This is a genomic window from Mycolicibacterium bacteremicum (genome assembly GCF_002086115.1).
Classification (GTDB): domain Bacteria; phylum Actinomycetota; class Actinomycetes; order Mycobacteriales; family Mycobacteriaceae; genus Mycobacterium; species Mycobacterium bacteremicum.
In genome coordinates, this window is the sequence record NZ_MVHJ01000019.1 from 13,803 (window position 1) to 36,924 (window position 23,122).

At 68.3% G+C, this 23,122-nt stretch carries 13 protein-coding genes; 4 read left to right on the top strand and 9 right to left on the bottom strand.

The window, feature by feature from the left end:
• Nucleotides 1-80 precede the first annotated feature (80 nt).
• The 4 genes from BST17_RS19745 (at nt 81) to BST17_RS19760 (ending at nt 8,603) form a co-directional block, all read left to right on the top strand.
• The gene (locus tag BST17_RS19745) at nt 81-1,214 is read left to right on the top strand and encodes an alkane 1-monooxygenase (protein ID WP_083060604.1); all 1,134 of its coding nucleotides are present in this window, start codon (nt 81-83) and stop codon (nt 1,212-1,214) included.
• 107 nt (nt 1,215-1,321) lie between these two features.
• Nucleotides 1,322-4,516, top strand: a complete 3,195-nt coding sequence (locus BST17_RS19750) for an arabinosyltransferase domain-containing protein (protein ID WP_165762312.1) — start codon at nt 1,322-1,324, stop codon at nt 4,514-4,516.
• A complete protein-coding gene (locus tag BST17_RS19755) occupies nt 4,513-7,728 on the top strand; it encodes an arabinosyltransferase domain-containing protein (protein WP_109750215.1) in 3,216 nt (1,071 codons plus the stop codon). Before BST17_RS19750 ends, BST17_RS19755 begins: the two co-directional genes overlap by 4 nt.
• Complete coding sequence (locus BST17_RS19760) at nt 7,725-8,603, top strand: MBL fold metallo-hydrolase (RefSeq protein ID WP_109750216.1); 879 nt, start codon at nt 7,725-7,727, stop codon at nt 8,601-8,603. Before BST17_RS19755 ends, BST17_RS19760 begins: the two co-directional genes overlap by 4 nt.
• Nucleotides 8,604-8,616: 13 nt before the next feature.
• On the opposite strand, the gene BST17_RS19765 is transcribed toward BST17_RS19760, so the two are convergent.
• The 9 genes from BST17_RS19765 to BST17_RS19805 form a co-directional block, all read right to left on the bottom strand.
• Complete coding sequence (locus BST17_RS19765) at nt 8,617-9,231, bottom strand: dihydrofolate reductase family protein (RefSeq protein ID WP_083060607.1); 615 nt, start codon at nt 9,229-9,231, stop codon at nt 8,617-8,619.
• A 120-nt stretch (nt 9,232-9,351) separates the two neighbouring features.
• Nucleotides 9,352-10,926 carry an acyl-CoA carboxylase subunit beta gene (locus tag BST17_RS19770; RefSeq protein ID WP_083060608.1) on the bottom strand — a complete coding sequence of 525 codons (1,575 nt, stop codon included), beginning with the start codon at nt 10,924-10,926 and terminating at the stop codon, nt 9,352-9,354.
• Nucleotides 10,923-16,226 (bottom strand): polyketide synthase Pks13, encoded by a 5,304-nt coding sequence (gene pks13, locus BST17_RS19775; protein WP_109750221.1) that lies wholly within the window; start codon nt 16,224-16,226, stop codon nt 10,923-10,925. The genes BST17_RS19770 and pks13 overlap by 4 nt, the downstream gene beginning before the upstream one ends.
• Before the next feature lie 154 nt (nt 16,227-16,380).
• A complete protein-coding gene (fadD32, locus tag BST17_RS19780) occupies nt 16,381-18,270 on the bottom strand; it encodes a long-chain-fatty-acid--AMP ligase FadD32 (RefSeq protein ID WP_083060610.1) in 1,890 nt (629 codons plus the stop codon).
• Between the two features lie 181 nt (nt 18,271-18,451).
• A complete protein-coding gene (culp6, locus tag BST17_RS19785; protein ID WP_083060611.1) occupies nt 18,452-19,465 on the bottom strand; it encodes a carboxylesterase Culp6 in 1,014 nt (337 codons plus the stop codon).
• Between the two features lie 34 nt (nt 19,466-19,499).
• On the bottom strand, nt 19,500-19,988 hold the full coding sequence (locus BST17_RS19790; protein WP_083060612.1) for a DUF732 domain-containing protein: 489 nt from the start codon (nt 19,986-19,988) through the stop codon (nt 19,500-19,502).
• A gap of 48 nt (nt 19,989-20,036) precedes the next feature.
• Entirely contained in the window at nt 20,037-20,924 is an 888-nt protein-coding gene (locus BST17_RS19795; protein ID WP_083060613.1) for an esterase family protein, read from the bottom strand.
• 83 nt (nt 20,925-21,007) lie between these two features.
• Entirely contained in the window at nt 21,008-22,009 is a 1,002-nt protein-coding gene (locus BST17_RS19800; protein WP_083060614.1) for an esterase family protein, read from the bottom strand.
• Nucleotides 22,010-22,090: 81 nt separating this feature from the next.
• Nucleotides 22,091-23,047 (bottom strand): esterase family protein, encoded by a 957-nt coding sequence (locus BST17_RS19805; RefSeq protein ID WP_083060615.1) that lies wholly within the window; start codon nt 23,045-23,047, stop codon nt 22,091-22,093.
• Nucleotides 23,048-23,122 lie beyond the last annotated feature (75 nt).

Below are 23,122 nucleotides of genomic sequence, written 5' to 3' on the forward strand. Positions count from 1 at the left end.
CTCCGTGTTTGCACAGCTCTCAGAACCAGGTTAAATAGGCGTTTGTAACCGGTTCATCCCCCAGCTTGCAAGGATACGAAGTGCTCGACCCAAAGACCGGCGCAACGCCCAGGTGGCGAGATGCAAAGCGGTATTTGTGGTTATTGGGTGCCGTCGTCCCGGGCCTGGTCGGACTCGCCTGGATCCTGGTGCAGCTGACTGGTACGCCGGCGTTCTTCTGGATCGGCCCGATGATGGCCTTCATCGTGGTTCCCATCCTTGACCAGCTAATTGGCACCGACGACGGTTATCTCTGCGAAAGCACACTGGAACAGCTGGAGAACGACCCGTTCTACCGTTGGGCCAACTTCCTCTACCTGCCCGGCCAGTATTTGTCGCTGATCTTCGCCTGCTGGCTGTGGGCGGGCGGCGGGTGGCTCACGATGAGCGTCACCGACAAGATCGGCCTGATGATCACCGTCGGCATCGTCGGCGGTATCGCCATCAACGCCGCCCACGAGTTGGGCCACCGGCGCGCCACGCTGGAGCGGCGGCTGAGCAAGATCGCCCTTGCGCAAACCGGATACGGACACTTCTTCGTCGAGCACAACCGCGGCCACCACCTGCGGGTGGCGACACCGGAAGATCCGGCCAGCGCACGATTCGGCGAGAGCATCTTCGGCTTCATTCCGCGCTCGGTGCTCGGCGGTCTGCGCTCGGCCTGGCAACTGGAGGCCGTCCGGCTGGCCAGGGCCGGCAAGTCGACCTGGTCACCGGCCAACGACATCCTCAACGCCTGGCTGATGACGGCGGCCCTGTTCGCCGGGCTCATCGTCTGGTTCGGCTGGATGATCACGCCGTATCTGGTCGGTCAGGCGGTCATCGGCATCTGCCTTCTTGAGACCGTCAACTACCTGGAGCACTACGGCCTGCGCCGGCAGCGCACCGAGGACGGTCGCTACGAGCGCGTCGGTCAGCGGCACAGCTGGAACAGCAACACCCTGATGGCCAATGTGTTCCTCTACCACCTGCAGCGGCACTCGGATCATCACGCCAACCCGCACAAGCGCTATCAGACGCTGCTGCCGTCGGACCAGGCCCCGCAGCTGCCGACCGGGTACGGCAGCATGCTGGTGCTCGCCTGGTGCACCCCGTTGTGGCGCCGGGTGATGGATCCGCGGGTGTTGGCGCACTACGGCGGTGACGAACGTCTCGTCGCCGTCGAACCCGATTGATCCGCACGCGGGTCACGGGGCGGGACACCTAGGCTCGTCGCTTACTGTTGAACCTCGTGCCCAGTAGGTCTATCCGCTTCCTAGCCATCATCGCGGGCCTCGTCGGCATGGTGCTCTGCGCGCTCGCGCCGCTGCTGCCGGTCCGGCAGAGCACGGCGACCATCCAATGGCCCCAGGCGGCCGGAGCCGACGGGTTCGTCGGTGACGTGACCGCACCGCTGGTGTCGGGGGCGCCGCGCTCGCTGGATGTGACGATCCCCTGCCAGGCGATCGCGTCGCTGCCCGAAGACGGTGGTCTGGTGTTCTCCACGATCCCGCCGGGCGGGATCGACGCCGGTCGCAACGGTCTGTTCGTCAACGCCAACGCCGACGTCGTCTACGTCGCCTTCCGTGACACGGTCGCCGCCGTCGCCCCGCGCGACGCGGTGAACTCCGGCGCCTGCGGGGCGCTGCGCATCTGGGCCGACGTCAACGCCGTCGGCGCCGATTTCGTCGGGATCGACGGCGCGGCGGGCACCCTGCCGGTCGACAAACGTCCACAGGTGGCGGGGGTGTTCACCGATCTGCGGGTGGCACCGGACTCCGGGGTGCAGGCCCGCATCGACATCGACACCCGCTTCATCACCAGCCCTACCGCGCTGAAGCTGGCCGTCATGGTGCTCGGCATCGCCGCCGTCCTCGGCTCGCTGGTCGCGCTGGCGCTGCTGGACCGCACCGCAGGCCGGCACGTGCCCAAGCTGAACCGCCGACGCACCGGCTGGGCCACCTGGCTGACCGATGCCGGGGTGATCGGGTCACTGCTGATCTGGCACATCGTCGGACCCCAGACCACCGATGACGGCTACAACCTGACCATCGCGCGGGTCTCCGGCGAGGCCGGCTACCTCACCAACTACTACCGGTACTTCGGGGCCAGCGAGGCGCCGTTCGACTGGTACCAGAGTGTCCTGGCCCATTTGGCCACGATCAGCACCGCGAGTGTCTGGATGCGGTTGCCCGCCACCCTGGCCGCGATCGGCACCTGGCTGATCCTCAGTCATTTCGTGCTGCCCCGCCTCGGCGCCCGGTTGGCCCGCAACCGGGTCGCGGTGTGGACCGGCGGTGCGGTCTTCCTGGCCGCCTGGTTCCCGTTCAACAACGGACTGCGCCCGGAGCCGCTGATCGCCTTCGGTGTGCTGCTGGTGTGGATGCTGGTGGAGATCTCGGTTACCAGGCGCACCCTGCTGCCCACCGCGCTGGCCATCGTGGTCGCGGTGTTCAGCGTGACGCTGGCGCCGCAGGGCCTGATCGCGCTGGCACCGCTGCTCGTCGGGGCGCGCGCCATCACCCGGGTCGTCGCCGAGCGCCGGCCCGCGCAGGGGTTGGCGGCCCAGCTCGCGCCGCTCGGTGCCGCCGCGGCGGTGCTGTTCGTCGTCGTGTTCCGCGATCAGACGCTGGCCACCGTCGCCGAGTCCGCGCGCATCAAGTACACCGTCGGCCCGACCATCGCCTGGTACCAGGAATTCCTGCGGTACTACTTCCTGACCGTCGAGGACAGCGTCGACGGGTCGATGACCCGCCGGTTCACCGTGCTGATCCTGCTGCTGTGCCTGTTCGGTCTGCTGATGGTGATGCTGCGCCGCGGCACCGTGCCCGGCGCGGTGAACGGTCCGGTGTGGCGGCTGATCGGCACGACCGGCATCGGCCTGCTGCTGCTGACCTTCACCCCGACCAAATGGGCCATTCAATTCGGCGCCTTCGCCGGCCTGGCCGGGGCGCTCGGTGCGGTGACGGCCTTTGCCCTGGCCCGGGTCGGCTTGCACAGCAGACGCAATCTCGCGCTGTATGTGACCGCGCTGCTGTTCGTGCTGGCGTGGGCGACCTCGGGACTCAACGGCTGGTTCTACACCGGGAACTACGGGGTGCCGTGGTTCGACAAGCAGCCGGTGATCGTCGGCTATCCGGTCACCACGATCTTCCTGGTGCTCGCGATCGCGGGCGGATTGCTCACCGCCTGGCTGCACTTCCGCATCGACTACGCCGGGCACACCGAGGTCGCCGACACCGGCCGCAACCGAGCGCTGGCCTCGACCCCGCTGCTGGTGGTCGCCGTGATCATGGTGGTGCTCGAACTCGGCTCGATGGTCAAGGCCACCGTCGGGCGCTACCCGGTCTACACCACCGGGTCGGCCAACCTGTCGGCACTGCGCTCGGGCCTGTCGGCCGACAGCTGCGCGATGGCCGATGCCGTCCTGGTCGAGGCGGACACCAATGCCGGCCTGCTGCAACCGGTTCAGGGTCAGCGGTTCGGCCGGTACGGGCCGCTCGGCGGTGAGAAGCCGGTCGGCTTCACCCCGAACGGTGTCAGTGACTCACTGGACCCGCCCGAACCGGTGGCCGCCAATCCCGGCACCCCGAACTCCGACGGCCCGGTCGACAAGCCCAACGTCGGCGTCGGCTATGCCGCCGGCACCGGCGGCGGGTACGGCCCCGAGGGCATCAACGGTTCGCGGGTGTTCCTGCCGTTCGGTCTGGACCCGGCCACCACCCCGGTGATGGGCAGCTTCGACGAGAACACCGTTGCGGCCAAGGCCACCTCGGCCTGGTACCAGCTGCCGCCGCGTACCCCGGACCGGCCGCTGGTGACGGTCGCCGCGGCCGGTGCGATCTGGTGGTACGAGGAGGACGGGTCGTTCAATTACGGCCAGTCACTCAAGCTGCAGTGGGGTGTGCACCGACCCGACGGGTCCTATGAGGCGCTCTCCGAGGTGCAGCCGATCGACACCTTCATGCAGAACGCCTGGCGCAACCTGCGTTTCCCGCTGGACTGGGCACCACCGGAGGCCAACGTCGCACGCATCGTCGCCGATGATCCCAATCTCTCCGAGGACCAGTGGTTCGCCTTCACCCCGCCGCGGGTGCCGGTGCTGCAGACCGCGCAGGAGTACCTCGGTACCGACACCCCGGTGCTGATGGACATCGCGACGGCGTCGAACTTCCCGTGCCAGCGGCCGTTCGCCGAGCATCTCGGGGTGGCGGAGCTGCCGGAATACCGGATCCTGCCGAATTTCAAGCAGATGGTGGTGTCGTCGAACCAGTGGCAGTCCGCCCAGGACGGCGGACCGTTCCTGTTCATCCAGGCGCTGCTGAGGACGTCGACGGTGCCGACCTATCTGCGTGACGACTGGTATCGCGACTGGGGCTCCATCGAGCGCTATCTGCGGGTGGTGCCCGCCGAGGATGCGCCCGACGCGGTCATCGAGGAAGGGACGCGAAACGTGTACGGCTGGAACCGCGGCGGACCGATCAGGGCGCTGCCGTGAGCGAGCGGGCGAGCGAACCGAAGAGCACGAGCGAGAATGCGCGTGACGTGAAGATCGCCCGCTGGGTGGCCATCATCGCGGGCCTGCTGGGCACCGTGATGGCCATCGCGGTCCCGCTGCTACCGGTCACCCAGACCACGGCGACGCTGAACTGGCCGCAGAACGGTCAGCTGAACAACGTGACTGCACCGTTGATCTCGCAGGCGCCGGTGAGCCTGACCGCGACGGTGCCCTGCTCGGTGATCGAGGGCATGCCTGCCGACGGCGGCCTGGTGCTGGGTACCGCGCCCGCCGAGGGCCGTGACGCGGCGCTGAACGCCATGCTGGTCAACGTCTCGGAGGACCGCGTCGACGTCATCGTCCGCAATGTGGTGGTGGCCAGTGTCGAACGTGACCGGATCGGTGGTTGTTCGTCGATCGAGATCACCTCGAATCACGATGGCACCTACGCCGATTTCGTCGGACTCACCCAGGATTCCGGGGATGACGTGGGCGCACCCCAGCGCACCGGTTACCCCGATCCGAACCTGCGGCCGGCCATCGTCGGGGTGTTCACCGACCTGACCGGGCCCGCGCCGCCGGGACTGTCGCTGTCCGCCGAGATCGATTCGCGCTTCACCACCCAGCCCACCGCGCTCAAGCTGGCGGCGATCGTGCTGGCCATCCTGTCGACCTTCATTGCGCTGCTGGCACTCTGGCGACTGGACCGCCTCGACGGCCGCCGGATGCAACGACTCATCCCGACCCGCTGGCGGACCATCACCGCCGTCGACGCGGTGGTGGTGGGCGCGTTCGCGCTCTGGTACGTCATCGGCACGAACTCCTCCGACGACGGCTACATCCTGCAGATGGCCCGGGTGGCCGAACATGCCGGCTACATGTCGAACTACTTCCGCTGGTTCGGCAGCCCCGAGGACCCGTTCGGCTGGTACTACAACGTGCTGGCGCTGATGTCGCAGGTGAGCACCGCGAGCATCTGGATGCGGCTGCCCGATCTGATCTGCGCGCTGGTGTGCTGGCTGCTGCTGTCGCGAGAGGTGTTGCCGCGCCTCGGCCCTGCCGTGATCGCCAGCCGTCCGGCGCTGTGGGCCGCGGGCCTGGTGCTGCTGGGCGCCTGGATGCCGTTCAACAACGGGCTGCGTCCCGAGGGCCAGATCGCCACCGGCGCCCTGATCACCTACGTGCTGATCGAACGCGCCGTCACCTCCGGCCGGCTGACCCCGGCCGCACTGGCCATCATCTCGGCCGCGTTCACCCTCGGTATCCAGCCGACCGGGCTGATCGCGGTCGCCGCTCTGGTCGCCGGCGGCCGGCCCATCCTGCGCATCATCATGCGCAGGCGCCGTATCGTCGGCACCTGGCCGCTGCTGGCCCCGCTGCTGGCCGCCGGCACGGTCATCCTGGCCGTGGTGATGGCCGACCAGACGCTGGCAACGGTGTTGGAAGCCACCAGGATCCGCACCGCGATCGGCCCCAGCCAGGAGTGGTACACCGAGAACCTGCGCTACTACTACCTGGTCCTGCCGACGGTCGACGGTGCGATCTCACGCCGGTTCGCCTTCCTGTTCACCGCGATGTGTCTGTTCCCGGCGCTGTTCATGATGTTGCGGCGCAAGCGCATCGCCGGTATCGCACGCGGGCCGGCCTGGCGACTGATGGGCATCATCTTCGCGACCATCTTCTTCCTGATGTTCACGCCCACCAAGTGGATTCACCACTTCGGCCTGTTCGCGGCCGTCGGCGGCGCCATGGCGGCCCTGACCACCGTGATGGTGTCCCGCACGGTGCTGCGCTCGGCCCGCAACCGGATGGCGTTCCTGGCGCTGGTGCTGTTCGTGCTGGCGTTGTGCTTCGCATCGGTCAACGGCTGGTGGTACGTCTCCAACTTCGGTGTGCCGTTCAACAATGCGGTACCCGCGTTGGGCGGGGTGTCGGTCAGCACGGTGTTCTTCGCGCTGTTCGCGATCGCCGCGCTGTGGGCCTTCTGGCTGCACGTGTCCGGTACCGGGGAGTCCACGCTCGTCGACCGGCTGACCGCGGCGCCCATCCCGTTGGCCGCGGGCTTCATGGTGCTGGTCTTCATCGCCTCGATGGCCATCGGTGTGGTCCGCCAGTACCCGACCTACTCCAACGGCTGGGCCAATATCCGCGCCTTCGCCGGTGGCTGCGGGATGGCCGACGACGTACTGGTCGAACCGGATTCCAACGACGGTTTCCTGCGGGCGCTGCCCGGTGACTACGGACCGCTCGGCCCGCTCGGCGGGACCGATCCCAGCGGCTTCACCCCCGACGGGGTCCCGGAGCGCATCATCGCCGAGGCGATCCGGCTGAACTTCTCCCAACCGGGCACCGACTACGACTGGTTGCAGCCCGAGCGATTGACCCGGCCGGGGATCAACGGATCCCGGGTTCCGTTGCCCTACGGCCTCGATCCGGCACGGGTGCCGGTCGCCGGCACCTACGCCACCGGTGTGCAGCAGGAGAGCCGGCTGGCCTCGGCGTGGTACGAGCTGCCCGCCGCTGATGATGCCCATCCGCTGGTGGTCGTCACCGCCGCGGGCACCATCACCGGCACCAGCGTGGCCGAGGGTCTGACCACCGGGCAGACCGTCGAACTGGAGTACGCCACGGCGGGTCCGGACGGTGCACCGGTGCCGGCGGGCCGCGTCGCTCCCTATGACATCGGCCCGACCCCGTCCTGGCGCAACCTGCGCTACCCACGGGCCCAGATCCCGGCCGATGCGGTCGCGGTGCGGGTGGTCGCCGAGGATCTGTCACTGGGCCAGGGCGATTGGGTCGCGGTGACCCCGCCGCGGGTGCCCGAGCTGCGCTCGGTACAGGAGTACGTCGGTTCCACCCAACCGGTGCTGATGGACTGGGCCGTCGGCCTGGCGTTCCCGTGCCAGCAGCCGATGCTGCATGCCAACGGGGTGACCGAGGTACCCAAGTTCCGCATCTCGCCCGACTATTTCGCCAAGTTGCAGAGCACCGACACCTGGCAGAACGGTCTGGAGGGCGGTCTGCTGGGGGTCACCGACCTGCTGTTGCGGGCGTCGGTGATGTCGACCTATCTGTCCCAGGACTGGGGCCAGGATTGGGGATCGCTGCGCCGCTTCGACACCATCGTCGACGCGCAGCCCGCGCAGATCGAACTGGGCACCAGTACGCACTCGGGTCTGTACTCGCCCGGAGAGATCCGCATCGGGCCGTGAGCGTGCGCCTGGGCCGGGCCGTCGTGAACCGGGTGGTGGAGACGTCGTTCTCACCCCGGTTCGCGATGTTCGGCGACACCCCCGCGGGCGCCTGGGCCGAGAACGCCGACCTGTTGGTACCGACGTTCGCCGACCTGGATGCGGGCACCTGGCGGGTGGCCATCCAGACCTGGGTGCTCGATGTCGACGGGTTGCGAATCCTGATCGACACCGGGGTGGGCAACGGTAAGCGCCGCCCCGCGATCCCGGTGCTCGACGGTCTGGATACCGGGTTCCTGGACGCGCTGGCATCCGCCGGTGTGCATCCCGACAGCGTCGATGTCGTCGTGAACACCCATCTGCACAGCGATCACGTCGGCTGGAACACCCGCGCCGCCGGTACGGGCTGGGTGCCCACCTTCCCGAACGCGCGATACCTGTTGCCGGAGGCGGACTTCCGGTTCTTCGGGCCCGACGGGCCGGGCTGCGACGCGGCCGCCCGGATCGTCTTCGACGACAGCGTGGCCCCGGTGTACGAGGCCGGCCAGGCCGAATTGTTCAGCGGTGAGCATCAATTGAGCGAATCGGTGTGGCTACGCCCGGCCGCCGGACACACGCCCGGCTCCGCGGTGCTGTGGTGCGACGCCGGCGCCCCCGCGGTGTTCGTCGGCGACCTGACCCACTGCGCCATCCAGATCCCGCGCCCGGGTGACGCCTGCGCCTTCGACTGTGATGCCGCGCAGGCCACCGCCACCCGCCGGCGGGTGTTCACCGAGGCGGCACGCCACCGGGCCACCGTCATCCCCGCGCACTACCCGGGCCACGGCGGCGCCACCCTGGTGGCCCGCGGTGATGCGTTCTGCGTGGACGACTGGCTGGACATCGAACCGATCTAGGATTCAGCCGCCGTCAGAGGTGCCCGGCGGCGTCCTCGTAGGACCCGGTGGGCGCCGCGTCGTCGAGGGTGTAGACGCTGTGCACCACACCGGTCCGGAATGCGGTCGAGCTCAGCAGTTTCAGCGGTAGCGCGTCCCCGTCGCGGAACAGCCGGTCACCGGTGCCCACCACGATGGGGTGGACCAGCAGATGCAGCTCGTCGAGCAGGCCGGCGGCCAGCAGCTCGCGGACCATCGACACCGATCCGGCGATGGCGATGTCACCCCCCGGCTGCGCCTTCAGCGCCCGCACCCCGGTGATCAGATCCCCGTGTAGCTGTTCGGAATTGCGCCAGTCATACCCAGTCCCGGGCCCGAAGTGCAGCTCCCGGCGGGACACCACGATCTTGCGGGTGTCGCCGAGCTTCTTGGCGAACTCGGCATCCTCACCGCCGTCGGCCTCACGCTGCGGCCAAGCGCCGATGAAGCTATCGTAGGTGCCCCGGCCGAGCAGGATGGTCTCCGCCGAGCCCAGCTGGGCATCGACGGCTGCGCCCATCTCATCGTTGAAATACGGGAAGTGCCATCGGTCTGGCGCATCCACCACTCCGTCGACGGAGATGAACAGGCCCGCAGTCAAACGTGTCATGCCGGTTCAGACCGGCGGGCGCGGGAAAACTCATCGCGTCGCGGTACCCCCTCGCGAGCGACCGCGAACTGCCCACGGGCAACGGCGTGTCGTGTGCAGACACGGTCGCTCGCGGGGTCGCTACAGCGGGGTCAGGCCGTGCTTGCGGAGCACCTTCTTGACGGGCTGCTTGTCGCGCAGCAGCCGCAGCGACTTGCGGATCAACAACCGCGTCTCGTGGGGTTCGATGACGCCGTCGATATAGCCGCGTTCGGCCGCGGTCCACGGCGTCGCCAGGTTCAGGTTGTAGCCCTCGATGAAGTCGGCGCGGATCTTCTGCACCTCGGGCGCAGTGGGATCGGGGAACCGCTTCACCAGCAGCTGCGCTGCGCCCTCGGCGCCGATCACCGCGATGCGCGCGGTCGGCCAGGCGAAGTTCAGATCCGCCGAGAGCTGCTTGGATCCCATCACCGCGTAGCCGCCGCCGTAGGCCTTGCGGACGATGATCGTCACCTTGGGCACGTCGGCCTCGACGATGGCGTTGAAGAACCGGCCACCGCGCTTGATGATCCCGCCCTCTTCCTCGGCGACGCCGGGCATGGCGCCCGGGGTGTCGACGACGAAGACCAGCGGCAGGTTGAACGAGTCGCAGAACCGGATGAAACCGGCCGCCTTGTCGGATGCCTCGTTGCCGACCGCGCCGGACATGTGCATCGGCTGGTTGGCGATCACGCCGACGGGGCGGCCGTCCACCCGCGCAAACGCGGTGATCATCGACGGGCTGCGCTGATCGGAGATTTCGAAGACGTCGCCGTCGTCGAAGATCCGCAGCAGGATCTCGTGCATGTCGTAACCCATGTTGTCCGAGTCCGGCACGATGGTGTCGAGTTCCAGGTCGTGCGCGGTGATCTCGGGCTCCAGGCCCGGGTTGACGATCGGTGCGTCGTCGAAGTGGTTGGCCGGCAGGAAGCTCAGGTAATCCCGGACGTACTGGTACGCCGCGGCCTCGGATTCGACGACCTTGTGGATGTTGCCGCGCCGGGCCTGTACATCGGCGCCACCGAGCTCGTCGAAGGTGACGTCCTCACCGGTGACGTCCTTGATGACGTCGGGGCCGGTGATGAACATGTAGCCCTGATCACGCACCGCCACAACGAGATCGGTCTGGATCGGTGAGTACACCGCGCCACCGGCGCATTTGCCGAAGATCAGCGAGATCTCGGGCACCAGGCCGCGCAGCATCTCGTGGCGGCGGCCCAGTTCGGCGTACCAGGCCAGTGAGGTCGCGGTGTCCTGGATACGGGCGCCGGCCGAGTCGTTGATGCCGATGATCGGGCAGCCGACCATGGCGACCCACTCCATCAGCTTGGCGACCTTGCGGCCGAACATCTCACCGACCGACCCCTGGAACACCGTCTGGTCGTGGCTGAACACCCCGACCGGGCGACCGTCGATGGTGCCGTGCCCGGTCACCACACCGTCACCGTAGAACGCGTTCGGGTCACCGGGCGTGCGGGCCAGGGCGCCGATCTCCAGGAAGCTGCCCGGGTCCAGCAGCGCGTGGATGCGCGCGCGGGCGCTCGGGATGCCCTTCTTGTCGCGGCGGGCCTTGGCCTTGTCGTCACCGGGATCCTTGGCCAGCTCCAGCTTTTCGCGCAGCTCGGCCAGCTTCTCCGCGGTGGTCGCGGTCTTCGGCTGTACGGGAGTTTCCGTCACTGGTTCCCCTTCTGGCTCGCTTCGATGCGGTTGATGGCCTCGCTCAGGTGAGCGCCGACCTTGGCGATGATCGGCTCGTCGATGGCCTGGATGTGCTCGCCGCCGATCTGCACGACCTCCAGATCGGAGACGGCCTCACCCCAGCCGCCGTCGGGCTGGCGGGTGGCGTACGCCGGCTCGAAGACGATGGCGTCATCGTGGTACCGGTCGGCCATGTAGAGCGTGACGTGCCCGTCGTAGGGCTGCAGCTCGATGGTGTCCAGCGCGCGGTTGTCCAGATACGAGGTGCGCTGGTGCTCGATGATGCCGCCGGGGATCTGCACCCCGCTCTCGGCGACGATGTCCAGCACGTACTTGACCTGGCCCTCGTCGTCGAGCTTCTCCAGCTCCTCGTACGGGATCTCCGGGATCTCGACGTTGAAGGTGCGCTCGGCGAACCGGGCGTAGCGGTCCCAGCGGGCCCGCATGCCCTCCTGGCTCTGGTCGATCGGCACGCCGGGGCGCACGCAGTCGATCAGGCCGACGAACCGGACATCGGCACCGGAGCGCTTGAGTCCGATCGCGCAGGCATACGCCAGCGCGCCACCCAGCGACCAGCCCGCCAGCACGAACGGGCCCTTGTGCAGCTCAAGGAGCTTGGGCACGTATTCGGCGGCGCGCTCCTCGATGGAGCCCTCGACGCGTTCGATGCCGTACACCGGGATGTCGGCGGGCAGCCGCTTGATCAACGGCTCGTAGACCACCGTCGACCCACCGGCGGGGTGGAACACGAAGAGCGGCACCGCGCTCGAGCCCTCGGTCGGCGGACGCAGGGTCCGGACGAACCCGTCGACCAGGCCGTCCTCGAGCTGATCGCGAACGTGGGTGGCCAACTCCTCGATGGTCTTGGCCGCGCGCACCTGATCGACGCTGATCGGGCCTTCGGCCCGCTCGGACAGCCGGGTCGCCAGCTTGACCGCGGTCGCCTCGTCCACGGCGGGCAACTCGTTGAAGATGCCGCCGGGTGATTTCCCGGTGACGATCGCCCACGTCGCGAAGGTGACCCGCTCGGCGGCATCACGCGGGGGCACATCGGCGCCGAGCGCCTCGGTGACGGCCTCCTGGGTGAGCACCTTGGCGGCGGCCGCTGCGGCCGTTGCCTTGGCCGGCTCGGCCGAATCAGCAACAGCCGGTGCGGCCGTGGCCGGTCCGCTCGGATCGGTTGGTGGCGGCGGGATCTCGATACCCACCTCGGCAAGGGACTCGGTGGTCTCGTCGGCCTTGTCCGCGAGCGGATGACCGGCCTCGGCCAATTTGGCTTCAAGCTCGGCAACCGTCGTGGCACCGCCCATGAGCTCCGCCTGCGCGGCGGCGATCTCCTCGGCGGACTGACCCTTCTGCGCCTCGGCCAGCTCGCCGACCTCGTCACGGTGCTCGATCGCGTATTGGATCAGCTTCTCCACCGCGTAGAGGTTGGCGTCGCGCACCGCGGTCAGCTGGATCGGCGGCAGATCGAAGTCGTACTCGACCCGGTTCTTGATGCGCACCGCCATCAGCGAATCCAGGCCCAGCTCGATCAGCGGCACCTCCCACGGCAGATCCTCGGGCTCGTAGCCCATGGCGCTGCCGACGATGGTGCCCAGTCGCTGCGCGACGGTCTCACCGGACTCCGGGTTCCACTTGGCGAAGTCCGAGCCGAGATTGGCACCCGCGGTCAGGTTGTCGGCCTCGAAGGCGGGGGCGTCCTCGGGCTGCTCTTCGACCGGTGCCGGTGCGGCTGTGGAGATCTCGGCGACGGTCCCGGCGCCGACGGCGGCCGGCAGGGCGCTCTGCTGACCACCACGGGTGACGATCGCGTCGTAGACCAGCGTGAACGACTCGTCGATACGGGCGTGCACCTGCACCGACGCACCGCCGGGGTGGCGCGTCAGCGTGGTCACCAGCCGGGACTTGTCCGCGGGCACCGCACGCTGCTCGGCGGCCGTCAGCACGGCGTCGGGAAGCACCTGCGCCGCAGCGGCTTTCACCAGTCCGGCCAGATCAGCCGGGCCGTTGGGTGCGTACTCCCAGACGTGCCTGCCGTCCGGGGTGGCCACATGGGTGCCCGGCGCGACGACCGAGCTGTCCCCGGTGAAGCGGGCGTCGAGCCAGTGCTCCTTGCGCTTGAACCGGGTCAGCGGGATGTCGGCGAAGTCCAGCGCGCCGGCCAGGCCACGGTTGCGGCGCGGGAACAGCGAGCGCGGGTCCAGGTCGTGGCCGTGGACATACAGGTGCGCCATGGCCGTGGTCATCGAATCGACTTCGTCCTGCTTGCGCGCCAGCGTGGCGATCAGCTGCGCATCATGGAGCCCAGCGCTGGCCGTCGTGAGCCCGACCTGCATGAGCGCCACCGGGTTCGGGGCCAGCTCGAGGAAGGTGGTGTGCCCGTTGTCGACGGCGTTGCGGATGCCGTGGGTGAAGTAGACGCTGTGCCGCAGTCCCTTCTTCCAGTACTCGACATCGTGGATCGGCTCGGCGCCGGCCCGGATGAAGGTGCCCTCGTGGACGGTGGAGAAATAGCCGGTCTGCAGCGGCTGCGCCTGGATACCCTGGATCTCGGCGGACAGCTCGCCGAGCAGCGGGTCCATCTGCTGAGTGTGGCTGGCGCCCTTGGTCTGCAGCTTGCGCGCGAACTTGCCCTCGGACTCGGCGCGCGCGACGATCGCGTCGATCTGCTCCGGCGGCCCACCGATCACGGTCTGGGTCGGGGCGGCGTAGACGCACACCTCCAGGCCGGGGTAATCGGAGAAGACGGTCTTGATCTCGTCGGCCGAGTACTCGACCAGCGCCATCAGCCGGATGTACTCACCGAACAGCATGGCCTCGCCCTCACCCATGAGGTGGGCGCGCGAGCAGATGGTGCGGGTGGCGTCGGCCAGCGACAGCCCACCGGAGAAGTAGGCCGCGGCGGCCTCGCCGAGCGACTGCCCCACCACCGCACCGGGTGTGGCGCCGTGGTGGCGCAGCAGTTCACCGAGCCCGATCTGCAGCGCGAAGATGACCGTCTGCACGACCTCGATGGGGTACTCACAGGTTTCGCTGGTGTAGTCGATCGCGTCGTCGAGGATCAGCTCGACCACCGAGTAGCCACGCTCGTCCTGGATGTGCGCGTCGACCTTGTTGATCCACTCGGCGAACACCTCGTCGCGCAGATAGAGGTCCTTGCCCATCTTGCGGTGCTGGGCACCGAATCCGGCGAACACCCACACCGGGCCGTTCGTGACGGGGCCGTCGGCGGCCAGCACCAGCGGGCTCTGCTTCCCCTCGGCCAGCGCGCGCAGGCCCTTGACGGCCTCGTCGTGGTCGTGGGCCAGCACCACCGCGCGGGAGCGGCCGTGGTTGCGTCGCGACAGCGAACGGCCGATCGACTCCAGCGAGGAGGCACGGCCGGCCTCGCTGTCGACCCAGTCGGCGAGCTCGGCGGCGGCGGTGCGCTTGCGCGAGGTCAGGAAACCCGAGACGAACAGCGGGACAAGCGGTTTCGCCGGCTCGGCGGCGGCGAGGGCGGCGCGGCCCTCCTCGATGAGACGCTGGGCCTCCTCGGTCAGGCCCGGCAGTTCGTAGTTGTCCTCGTCGTAGGCCGGGTACTCGGGTTCGTCTTCGACGAACTCGCCGTACTCATCCATCCGCCGGCCCGACGGCTGCACGGTTTCGGTCTCGGCCTCGGCGGGCTGCTCCTCTGCGACAGGGGCTTCGGGCTCGACCAGATCGGTGGCGAGCACCTCGCGCAGCACCAGGTGGGCGTTGGCGCCACCGAAGCCGAAGCCGGACACACCGGCGATGGCGTGTCCGCTGTAGCGCGGCCAGTCGGTGACGGTGTCGTTGACCTTGAGGTGTTCCTTGTCGAAGTCGATGTAGGGGTTGGGACCGGCGTAGTTGATCGACGGCGGCAGCTTGTCATGCTGCAGCGACAGTGCCATTTTGGCCAGGCTGGCCGCGCCGGCAGCCGACTCCAGGTGTCCCACATTGGATTTGACCGCACCGAGCAGGGCGGGCTTGTCATCGGCACGGCCCCGGCCGACGACCCGGCCCAGCGCATCGGCCTCGATCGGGTCACCCAGGATGGTGCCGGTGCCGTGCGCCTCGATGTAGTCGACGTCGCGGGGGTTGATCCCGGCGTCCTTGTAGGCCTTGCGCAGCACGGCTTCCTGGGCGTCCGGGTTGGGGGCCAGCATGCCGTTGGAGCGACCGTCGTGGTTGACCGCGCTGCCGGCGATGACGGCGATGATCTCGTCACCGTCGCGGCGGGCGTCGGAGACCCGCTTGAGCACCAGCATGCCGCCACCCTCGGAGCGGGCGTAGCCGTTGGCGTCCGAGGAGAACGACTTGCAGCGGCCGTCCGGGGCCAGCACGCCGCCGACCTCGTCGAACCCGATGGTGACCAGCGGGGTCACCATGGCGTTCACGCCGCCAACGATGGCGACGTCGATTTCACCGGAGCGCAGTGCCCGCACACCCTGGTGGGTGGCGACCAGCGAGGAGGAACACGCGGTGTCGATGGACTCCGACGGCCCGCGGAAGTCGTAGAAGTAGGACACCCGGTTGGCGATGATGGAGCTGGTGGTGCCGGTGATCGCATAGGGGTGCGCGGTCGTCGGGTCCGCGACGGCCAGGAACATGTAGTCGTTGTTCGAACTGCCCACGTACACACCGACATCGCCGCCGCGCAGGCTCGACGCCGGGATACGGGCGTGCTCGAGCGCTTCCCAGGTGAGCTCGAGGGCCATCCGCTGCTGCGGATCGATGTTGTCGGCCTCCATCTTCGACAGCGCGAAGAACTCGGAGTCGAAACCCTTGATGTCGGAGAGGTACCCACCACGGGTGTGCGCCTTGGCGACCCGCTCGGCGATCCGCGGTTCACCGAGGAATTCCGACCAGCGGCCCTCGGGCAGATCCGAGCTGGCGTCGCGGCCCTCCAGCAGGGCGGCCCACATCTGCTCGGCGCTGTTCATCTCGCCGGGGAAACGGGTGGCCAGGCCGACGATCGCAATGTCCTCGACACCGGGTTCGCGGGTCCAGTCCTCGTCGGCGTCGAGCACCGGCTCGGGCTCACCCTCGATGATGACGGTGGCCAGCGCCTCGATGGTCGGGTTGCGGAACACCACGGTGGCGGTCAGCGTGACACCGGTCAGGTCCTCGATATCGCTGGCCATCGCCACCGCGTCGCGGGAGGCCAGACCGAGCTCGATCACCGGGGCCGTCTCGTCGATCTTGTCGGCGGGCTGGCCGGTCGCGTTGGCCACCCAATTGCGCAGCCACTCCCGCATCTCGGCGACGGTCATGTCGCCGCGGGCCGGGGCCACGGCGTCCGAGGCCGACCCGGAAACGGCCGGGAGGTCACCGGCGGGTTGTGAATTGTCTTGCGCTTCAGTCATTTTCACTGTTCACTTTCGCCGTCGTGCGGCCTGGGTGGCGCGGTGAGGAACTGAACGTGCCTCAATCCGTCTCGTCGGGGAAATCGTTGGCGATCTTGCCGCTGCGCAGGCTGCCGTCCAGGTAGCCGGACCGGCAGGCGCGACGGCCGATCTTGCCGCTGGAGGTGCGCGGGATGGCACCGGCCGGGGTCAGCAGCACGTCACGGACGGTGACGCCGTGGCGCACCGCGATCGCGGCGCGGATGTCGTCGATGATCGGGCCGAGTTCCATCTTGTGCGAACCGGGTGCGCGCTCGGCGACGATGACCAGCTGCTCGGAGGTGTCCTCCGGATCGAACTTCAGGCCGGCGTGCGAGTCGTCGAAGACCTCGGCGGGCAGCTGGTTGGCCGGCACCGAGAAGGCCGCGGCGAAACCGGTGCGCACCGCCTTGGATGCCTCCTGCGCCGAGTACTCCAGGTCCTGCGGGTAGTGGTTGCGGCCGTCGATGATGACCAGGTCCTTGACGCGACCGGTGATGTAGAGGTCGCCGTCATAGAAGGCGCCGTAGTCGCCGGTACGCACCCAGGTGGCGTCCTCGCCGGCACCCTCGGCATGCGAGGGGCTGGTGCGCGACTTGAGCAGGTTCTGGAACGTCGCCACCGTCTCGTCCGGCTTGCCCCAGTACCCGGTGCCCATGTTCGGGCCGCTGATCCAGATCTCGCCGATCTGGCCGTCGGGCAGCTCGGTCGCCGATTCGGCGTCCACGATCACCGCCCACTCGGAGACGCCGACCTTGCCCGCCGAGGCCTGCGCGACCGCCTTGGGCGATTCCGGGTCGACCTCGACGATGGTCCCGGTGTTCAGCGCATCCCGGTCGACGCTGATGATCTTCGGTTCTTCCGAGGAGGGCGTGGTCGAGACGAACAGGGTGGCCTCGGCCAGACCGTAGGACGGCTTGATGGCCTTGGCCGGGAAGCCGTACGGACCGAACGCCTCGTTGAAGCGGCGCACGGTGGCCGCCGAGATCGGCTCGCTGCCGTTGAGCACGGCCTTGACATTGGACAGGTCCAGCGGCGGCTCGCCGTCCTTGGGCAGGCCACGCGCGGCGGCGTGGTCGAAGGCGAAGTTCGGGGCCACCGAGATGACGCCGCCGGTGTCGTCGGGCTTGCGGGCCATCTCGCGGATCCACCGGCCGGGCCTGCGCACGAAGGCCGCCGGGGTCATGAAGGTGAAGTTGTGCCCGATCATCGGCGACAGCAGCGCGGTGATCAGACCCATGTCGTGGAAGAACGGCAGCCAGGACAGGCCGCGGTCGCCCTCCTCGGCTTCCAGCGCCTCGATGATCTGGACGATGTTCGTCGCGAGATTGAGGTGGGTGATCTGCACACCGGTCGGGATGCGCGTCGACCCCGAGGTGTACTGCAGGTAGGCGACCGTGTCGACGGTGACCTCCTGCGGCTCCCAGGTGGCAGCCACCTCTTCGGGCACGGCGTCGACGGCGATGACGCGCGGACGCTGGTTGGCGGGCCGGCTGCGGAAGAACTTGCGCACGCCCTCGGCGGCCTCGGTGGTGGTCAGGATCGCCGAGGGCTTGCAGTCGTCGAGGACGGCGTGCAGGCGGCCGACGTGGCCCGGCTCGGACGGGTCGAACAGCGGCACCGCGATGCGGCCGGCGTAGATGGCGCCGTAGATGGAGACCAGATAGTTCAGGTTCTGCGGGCTCAGGATGGCGACGCGGTCGCCGACCTGCGTCACCTGCTGCAGGCGGGCCGCGACGGCGCGGTTGCGGGCACTGAACTCCGCCCAGGTGAGCTCGCGGGCGATACCGTCCCGCTCGGTCGAGAAGTCCAGGAAGCGGTAGGCCAGCTTGTCGCCGCGGACCTTGGCCCAACGCTCGACGTGGGACACGATGCTGGCGTTGTCAGGGAACTTGATCTGACCGTTCTTGATGAACGGGTTGTGGAACGGCATCAAATACTCCTGTCAAAGCACACTGCTCATGGTCGCCCCCGAACCCGAGGGATCGTACCGGTGCGGTCGGCCCGAGCCTGCGCCCGGCGACACGCCACTCTTAGTTTTCTCTTAATGTTAAATGTTCGATTCGCGCAGGCCAAATCTGGTTACCGGCGAGTCGCCTACGAGGTGAGCGTGCTCACCCGTGTTTGGGCTCGGGCGCGTTCTGCAGCAGATCGCGCGCCCAGTCCAGCGTCCACTGGGTGGACGTCCGGCCGTTCATCTGCCAGAACTGCGGAGTGTTGTACAACGCGTGGACCGGACCCGCCGTGCTGCCGAGCAGCGCGTTGATGGTCGCCGGCAGGTTGGTGATGGAAAACGCCGACTCGGGCGCCGCGCAGATCAGGTCACCGGTCGCGCACACCTGGTAGGTCCGGTTGTCGAGCGCACCGAAGCCGCCGTCGCGCGGACCGGTCATCGCCAGCCCCATCGCGGACAGCATCGGCACCTCGTGCAGCGTGATCTCGGCTCCCTGCCCGGGCGGGTTGGGCTCCAGGTTCTGACCGACCCCGTCCTGGCGTCGGCCGTCGGCGATCAGCGTCACGCCCAGCACCAGGTCCTGGTCCACCGGACCGCGACCGTTGCCGATATCACTGGCGAGGTCGCCGGCGATGACCGCGCCCTGCGAGAAACCGACCAGCACGTAGCTGGTCAGCGGGCAGCGGTTGTTCATGTCGGTCAGCGCCCGCACCGCGGCGTCCTTACCCTCGGCACGGCTGTCGTTGTAGGACATCTGGCCGTCGGCCGAGAACGGATTGTGGAACTGGGCGGTGTACGGGACGGTGTAGATCTCCACCCGGTCGGTGCCGAACTCGGCGCGCAGCGGATTGGTGACGTTGAGCAGCAGCGCGATCGGGAATTGGGTCGGGTTCAGCGGATCGAGCTGCCGCGAGGACTCCCATGTGCCCGGGATCGACATCAACTGGACGTCCGGGCAGCTCGCATCCTGGAACTCCGGGCGCGGCTTACCGGTCGGCGGCACCGCGGTCGGCACATCGGTCGGCTGACCGCCAGGAGTGGCGATCGGCGGGGTGTCGGGCTGGCGCAGCCACACCACGACACCGGCCACCAGCACCGCCACCAGGACGGCGACCGCGACGGCAGCCGCCAGGGCCAGGATCCGGTGCCGTTTGCGTCGGCTGTTGTTGGCCATGCGTCAGTTACTCCAGGGTGGTTCGTGCGCTGCGTCAGCAGAGCCGTTCGGTTGCGATGCGAATGTAGTCAGCGGTCGCCGTGTTGACGTCACCGACCTCCGGGGCAATCGAGCTGACGTGGGTGTCGTCGAGATCGTTGCGCACCAGCGGCAGCACGAAATCCCACACCGCCTGCTCGGACTGCTTCGCCGCGCGGGCCTGGCAGACGTAGGCCCCGATGCTCAGCGCCATCAGATCCTCCGACGGGTGCACCCCGGCGTCGACGAGCGCGTCCAGATAGGACTGCTGCCGTGGCGTCACGGTGAGGTGCTCGGTGTGCCCGCCGGCCCGGCTGGCGCCCATCATCCCGTCGGTGCGGACCACCGAGGACTCCTCGGCGGGCATGCCGATGGTCGTCAGGGTGCTGTCACCGACCGTGCAGCCGCAGGACATGGCCGCGACCGAGGCGAGCATCACCGGGGTCAGCGAGATGACCGGCCACTTTGCCAGACCCGCGGGAGACCGTCCGTTGCGCTGCACCATTCCACGGTACCGGCTGTCCGGCCGGGTCCACGGAACGTGATCAAACCGTCAGCGGATGGCCGCCACCAGGTCACCCGACAGTGCGCCGAGCTGTGGGGCCCAGTTGCCCCAGTCGTGCTGACCGCCGGTCGGGAAGTCGAAATGACCGTTGCGACCACCCAGCGAACGGTAGTGCGAATAGAAGGTGCGGTTGCTGCCCTGGGCCTGCGCGCAATCGTTGATCATCGCCACCGGGTCACTGCAGGTGGTGGTCTGCGGGCTGAAGATCCACAGCCGGGTGTTGTTGTCCACCAACAGCTGCGCGTGCACATCGGGGTCGTGCCACTTCCACCGGCCGAACTGCACCGGGCCCCACATGTTGTGCGTGTCGACACCGCCGTACTGCGCCATTCCCGCGGTGATCGCGCCGTTCTCGAAGGTGCGTGACGGGGTCAAAAACCCCGACATCGAACCCGCGTAGCGGAACCGATCCGGGTGGAAGGTGGCCAGCATCAGCGCACCGGTACCGCCCTGCGCGGCGCCGACGACACCGTGCCCGCTGGGTGCCAGGCCCTTGTTGGCGGCCAGCCAGTTCGGCAGCTCGGTGGCCAGGAAGGTCTCCCACTGCTTGCTGCCGTCCTGCTCCCAGTTGGTGTACATGCTCCACGCGCCGCCGGCCGGTGCGGCCACCGAGATGCCCTTGCCGGCCAGGGTGTTCATCGCGTTGCCCGCCGTCACCCAGTTGCTCACATCGGGGGCGGCGTTGAAGGCGTCGAGCAGGAAGACCGCGTGCGGGCCGCCGCCCTGGAAGGCGACCGGGATGTCGCGGCCCATCGCCGCCGACGGCACCATCAGGTACTCGACCCCGTCGGCCCGGGCAGTGGTGTCCGTCGTCGCCGACACCGTCCACAGGCCCAGCGCCATCAGCATCGCGTACGCAAGAGCCTGCAGCCTCATCTGACCCACCTCGTCTTCGCTAGCGCTCGTCCCCGCCGCCCGGGTTGTAGTGAATCACATCACCGCGGCGACAGTGCCCGGAACTACTGTGCGGCCGGTGTCGCCCCGAGCACGCGCTGGATGTCCGGCTTCATGGCCTGCAACTGCGAACCCCAGTAACCCCAGCTGTGAGTACCGTTCTCCGGGAAGTTGAACACGCCGTTGGTCCCGCCCGCCGCGATGTAGGTGTCGCGGAAGGTCTTGTTGGTGCGCAGCGTGAAGCTCTCCAGGAACTTGGCGTTGAACAGGTTGCCCGCGCTGGCACCGGCGTCGAGTTCGGACGGTTTGCCGTTGCCGCAGAAGATCCAGATCCGGGTGTTGTTGGCGATCAACTTGTTGATGTTGACGTAGGGATCGTTGCGCTTCCAGGCAGGATCACTCGACGGTCCCCACATGTCCTCGGACTTGAACCCGCCGGCATCACCCATGGACAGTCCGACCAGCATCGGCCACCACCCCTCGGACAGGTTCAGAAAGCCCGAGAGCGAGGACGCGTACGGGAACTGTTCGGGGTGATAGATGGCCAGGGTCAGCGCGGCCGAGCCGGCCATCGACAGCCCGATCGCGGCCCCGCCGGTGGGCTTGACGGCCTTGTTGGCCTGTAGCCAGGCGGGCAGTTCCTGGGTGAGGAAGGTCTCCCACTTGTAGGTGTAGGTGCCGTTCTTGCCCTTGGCCGGCTTGTACCAGTCGGAGTAGAAGCTGGACTGGCCGCCGACCGGCATGATCACCGACAGGCCCGAGCCGTGGTACCACTCGAACGCCGCAGTGTTGATGTCCCACCCGTTGAAGTCGTCCTGGGCGCGCAGACCGTCGAGCAGGTAGACCGCCGGGGAGTTCTCGCCGCCGCTCTGGAACTGGATGCGGATGTCGCGACCCATCCCGGCCGAGGGCACGTCGAGGTACTCGACCGGAAGGCCGGGCTGCGAGAACGCCGCCGCACCCGCCGAGCCGCCCACCGCACTCACCAGGCCGGGCAGTACCGCGGCCGCCGTGGCGGCGACCAGCAGACGGCGTGACGCAGCGCGCATCAACTCGGCGAAAGTCATGTGTTCTCAAGATCCCATCTGTTGTGGCCCCGGGCTCGAAGGCCCGTGTAGTCAACCACAACCGGCTGGGGATCGGCGCTGTCAACGAACCAGGGTGGCGATCAGATCTGGCTTCAGCGCTTGTAATTGGGCTCCCCAGTAGGCCCACGAGTGGTTGCCCGCGGACGGGAAGGTGAACGTCGCGTTGGTGCCACCGGCCTGGGTGTAGCGCTCCTGGAACTTCTTGTTGCTACCGATCGCCAACCCCTCCAGGCTGTCGGCATTGAACTTCTGGGCCGGGTCACCGTTGACATCCAGCGGCGTGGAACCCCCTGGCGCACAGTAGATCCACAGCCTGGTACCAGCGGCCACCAGTTTGCCGACCTGTTCGACCGGGTCGTTGCGCTTCCAGGCCGGATCCCACGGCGGGCCCCACATGTTGTCCACGTTGTACCCGCCGGCGTCGAGCATCGCGACCCGGATGGCCTGCTTCATAAACGCCGTGGACGGGTTGAGGAAACCGGATAACGCTGCGGCATAACGGAACTGGGCGGGGTGGTAGGCGGCCAGGATCAGCGCGGCACCACCGGCCATGGACAGCCCGACCACACCGTTGCCGGTCGGCGAGATCTGCTTGTTGGCGGCCAGCCAGTCCGGGAGCTCGCTGGTCAGAAAGGTCTCCCACTTGAAGGTGTAGGCCTGGTTGTTGAACGAGGAGGGCGAGTACCAGTCGCTGTAGAAGCTGGACTGCCCACCGACCGGCATCACCACCGACACCCCGGAGTCGTGGAACCATTCGAAGGCCGGGGTGTTGATGTCCCAGCCGTTGTAATCGTCCTGGGCGCGCAAGCCGTCGAGCAGGTAGACCGCGTGCGGTCCGCCGGGCTGGAACTGCACCCGGATGTTGCGGTTCATGGCGGTGGAGAACACGTCCAGGTACTCGACCGGCAGGCCCTCCCGGGAGAAGGCCGCGGCCGTCGGCGCGGGGATCGCGGCCACGGTCGCCAGCGCGACCAGCGCGGCCAGCGCGCCCCGTAACAGGGCCAGGGGCTTGAGCATGCTGTGTGTGTCCGTCCATCTCATCGTCGGACGCGGCTGACCGCCGAGTCACCAGGCGATAGCGCGTTGCGGGCG